Below are 4,256 nucleotides of genomic sequence, written 5' to 3' on the forward strand. Positions count from 1 at the left end.
TTTATAAAATGGACTTGAACATAACTAGCAGCTGTAACCTCTTTGATTCCAGTAAAAAACAAAGCAAACAAAAGAACAAGACTAATCACTCTTATCTTTTTCATACGTACTCCTCCAATAAAATCAAATGTGTGCTACTTTTTATATGTGTTGTTATTCAAAAGTATACGTTATTTTACCAACGGAGTATATACGCAGTTTATTGGATAATCATTTAAAATAAAAAAATAAAATAGATAACTCATTTCCTGCTTGTTACTTCCTTGTTCATTATGTTACTATGATGTAACACTAAGGAGTTGAGTATATGAGTAAAACAAAAGAGGCAATCATTGAAACAGCTATTCAAGTGCTAAGTTTAGATAGTTCGGCTTCATTAGAAGACATTGCTACAGCAGCCGGAGTGAGTAGAATGACCATTCATAGAAATTTTAAAAATAGGGATACACTTTTTCATGAGATCAACGAAACATTAATCCAACGAACGTTACACATTTTTAAAAAATCGAAGAAAAATCATGAACGTTCTATCGACCAGCTAGAAGAGGTGATTAAAACGAGTGCAAATGAAAAAGGATATGTTCTTCTTATCAAAGAAAATAAAGACCATAAACACCATGATCCTGAAACTTGTCTGTTTTCTGAAGTAAGCAATGAATTAGAGGAATTAATTAAACGATTGCGTCAAGAGGGATACCTCTCACAAACTATTCCAGATGCATGGGTTTTCCACATGTATGACGCTATTCTTTTTACAGCTTGGGAAGCTTTATATAGTGGAACAGTTGCTCCCAATGATATTCCAACATTATCTTGGCATACATTCAAAAACGGTGTACTAAATGGAAAAACAATTTAATTAAAGAAGCTCTAGATGACTTATTCTACAAAAACAGTTTACTATCTGGTGAACGATTGTTGCCGTTAAAAAGCTGTTCTCAACAGTACTATCACGTTTTTTTACATTTTGTACTATGCTCCAAAAGATCAGCGTAACTAATTAATAGATGAAATTGCCTTTCAAAAAAGATGACTTTCATACTACACTAAGGAGAGAACTATATAAATATGATGAATAAAAAAACTGGGCTTAAACCCTTTATCTCCTTGATATTTTCAACCAAGGTTCCTAAAACTGCCTTAATAGTTGGTTTACTAACTACCATTATCACAACTTTAGCTGGGTTAGCCATCCCACTGTTAACTAAAAATTTAATCGATGGGTTTTCGCTTTCGTCATTAAGCATTCCATTCATCAGTTTAATTATTGCAACGTTTATTCTACAAGCCCTTCTTAGCAGCTTGTCTATGTATTTACTTGCAGCGGTTGGACAAAAAATTGTTGCCGACCTCAGAGAAAAAATGTGGGTAAAACTCATCCGACTGCCTGTTACCTTTTTTGATAAAACTTCAAGTGGTCAAATGGCCAGTCGAGTCGTTAGTGATACTGGTATTGTGAGAGCTGTCGTGTCTGAACATTTTCCACAATCTATCGCTGGTATTTTCTCTATTATTGGCTCTATTATCCTGCTGCTACTTATGGATTGGAAAATGACTTTACTTATGTTGATTACTATCCCTTTAATTCTTGTAATTATTATTCCTTTAGGTAAACAAATGACTGAAATCTCACGAGGGTTACAAGATGAAACAGCTCTTTTTACTGGGAACTCACAACAAACCCTTGGTGACATTCGATTAATGAAAGTGTCAACGGCAGAGTCAATTGAAGAAAAAAAAGGTCTATTAGGAATAAAAAACTTAATGAATTTTGGGTTAAAAGAAGCACGAATCTACTCACTGATTGCACCTGTTATTCAGTCTATTATTATGTTTGTTATTGTTGCCATTATTGCTTATGGCGGGCTGCGTGTTTCTAGTGGCGACATCACTACCGGAACGCTTGTAGCCTTTCTACTCTACCTTTTTGAAATAATCGTTCCCATTACAACATTAACCCTGTTCTATACCGAATTACAAAAAGCGAAAGGTGCAACTGAACGTATTATAGACATTCTAGATGAACCACTGGAAGACGGTCAAAGCGGGATTTCAAAAAATATTGCTCATCAAACTATCCATATCAAAAATGTCTCTTTTTCATACGAAGAAACAGAACTGATTATCAACGACATCTCTTTTTCCGCTAAACCAGGCGAAATGATTGCACTAGCTGGTCCAAGTGGTGGTGGAAAAACAACTATTTTCGGATTAATTGAACGTTTTTACGAACCTTCTTCTGGAGAAATATGTATTGGTGATCTACCAATCAACGTTCTATCAATGCAAGCTTGGCGAAGTCAAATTGGATATGTATCCCAAGAAAGTTCAATGATGGCTGGAACTATTCGAGAAAATTTAACTTACGGTCTAAGCGATTCTGATAAGATAGCCGATACACGCTTGTGGGAAGTAGCTAAAATGTCTTATTCAGATCAGTTTATTAAACAATTTCCGAAAGGATTAGATACCCAAATAGGAGAACGTGGGATAAAATTATCTGGAGGACAGCGACAAAGAATCGCAATTGCACGTGCATTTTTACGAGATCCTAGGATATTAATGATGGATGAAGCAACGGCAAGTCTAGATAGTCAATCAGAAATCATTGTTCAAAAAGCCTTAGCTAAATTAATGAAAGGTAGGACAACGTTCGTTATTGCTCATCGTTTATCTACAATAGTTGATGCCGATCAAATCCTCTTTCTAGAGAACGGCTCCATCACAGGCCGAGGAACACATGACGAACTGATTCACTCTCATCCACTTTATCACTCTTTTGCCCAGCAACAATTGACGTGACCACTCATGAGAAAAACTCAATTCAATCAAAAATAAGAAAATAGAAAAAGAGCTTGGTTTTGATAACCAAGCTCTTTTTACTTTATTTCCTCATCTTTAACCGTTATTCTGTTAAGGTCGATTTTTTCTTCTTTAGCTTTCATCATTCTCTTTTCTGGTTTTTTCTAAAGATTCTTTTTCAGACGTGTCAGCATTACTATAATGAACCGTATCTCCTGCTATCTCGCGATCAATTTCATACGGTCCAGCTAATTCAGAATAATACCGATTGTACCGTTTTTTAAATTGTTCTAGTGCATATTCCAATAACACCTTAAGCATTGCAAATAGAGGTACACCCAAAATCACACCAACAATTCCTAAAAGATTTCCCATTACCAACAAGACAATGATAATCGTTAGTGGATACATTTTCAGATTTTTCCCCATAATATTTGGTTCAATAATATTTCCTTGAATAAATTGACCGACTCCCCATACAATTGCCATTTTCAAGAGCATAGCGGGTGAAGTAAAAGCAGCTACAATCAAAGCTGGAATAACACCAATTGTTGCACCAATAAACGGAATGATTGCTGTAACCGTAGCGATCAAGGCTAAAACAAACGCGTAGTCTAACCCGATAATCAAATAGCCTAAAAATAACAGAATCCCTAAACTGAGCGCTACTAAAATTTCTCCTTGAATATACGATCTAACGACATTAGATATACGAGAAGAAACCAGTTGACTATCTTCCCGATAAACAGGGGGAATGATTTTCATCATGAACGGTTTAAATTTACCTTTATCTGCTAACATAAAGAATAAAATAACTGGAAAAGTGATGATAACGGATACGACAGTAGATATAGTAGAAAAAACACCCACGACTTGTTGTGAAGAATCCCCAATCCAGTCTAATACAATTGTTGGAATGTTGCCTATCATTCTATCCAAACTATTCATCGCACTAGTATAATAACTTTCAAACATACTTCCAGAAACAATTTCTCTCATACGCAGTTCTAAGGTTTCAACGTAATTAGGAAAATCTGACACAAATTCGCCGACTTGTTCAGATAAAATAGGAGCTATTAGAACTACCCCGTAACCGAATAGGACTAAGAAAACTACAAAAACAATGGCTGTACCAAATTTTCTTTTGAGTCCACGCTTTTCTATCCAAGAAATTAATGGATCTAACATGTGATAAAAAACTACCGCAAGGATTAAAGGAGCGACAATCGTATTAAAAGCAATTTGCAAAGGCTTAAAAATAAACGAGACTTGGTTAAACAGCATAATAAGAACAGCTACTAAAATTAACACACCTAAAGTGAAAATTAATTTTTTTCCACCCCAAAAATTTATAAACCGTCTCTCTTCATGAGCTTTTTTTATTTTTTCATTTGTTTCCTGCATGAGTACACCTCTTTAACGACTAATTTACTTTATTCTAGCATATAACCGTT

3 protein-coding genes are annotated in these 4,256 nt (G+C 34.9%); 2 read left to right on the forward strand and 1 reads right to left on the reverse strand.

Translation table 11 applies throughout. The features are described 5' to 3' along the window. Positions 1 to 307: 307 nt before the first annotated feature. Positions 308 to 859: a TetR/AcrR family transcriptional regulator gene (locus tag WBF61_RS06390; protein WP_424254940.1), complete on the forward strand. Its 552-nt coding sequence runs from the start codon at positions 308 to 310 to the stop codon at positions 857 to 859. 209 nt (positions 860 to 1,068) lie between these two features. Beyond that, positions 1,069 to 2,802, forward strand: coding sequence for an ABC transporter ATP-binding protein (locus WBF61_RS06395; RefSeq protein WP_424254942.1), 1,734 nt, complete (start codon positions 1,069 to 1,071; stop codon positions 2,800 to 2,802). Positions 2,803 to 2,934: 132 nt separating this feature from the next. On the opposite strand, the gene WBF61_RS06400 is transcribed toward WBF61_RS06395, so the two are convergent. Beyond that, positions 2,935 to 4,206, reverse strand: a complete 1,272-nt coding sequence (locus tag WBF61_RS06400; protein ID WP_424254944.1) for an AI-2E family transporter — start codon at positions 4,204 to 4,206, stop codon at positions 2,935 to 2,937. Positions 4,207 to 4,256 lie beyond the last annotated feature (50 nt).

Source organism: Carnobacterium sp. (assembly GCF_049673005.1).
Lineage (GTDB): Bacteria > Bacillota > Bacilli > Lactobacillales > Carnobacteriaceae > Carnobacterium_A.

What these genes read in the sequence shown, in the direction of transcription:
- WBF61_RS06390 (WP_424254940.1), top strand. Translation starts at nt 308, where the DNA reads ATGAGTAAAACAAAAGAGGCAATCATTGAAACAGCTATTCAAGTGCTA.
- WBF61_RS06395 (WP_424254942.1), top strand. Translation starts at nt 1,069, where the DNA reads ATGATGAATAAAAAAACTGGGCTTAAACCCTTTATCTCCTTGATATTT.
- WBF61_RS06400 (WP_424254944.1), bottom strand. Translation starts at nt 4,206, where the DNA reads ATGCAGGAAACAAATGAAAAAATAAAAAAAGCTCATGAAGAGAGACGG.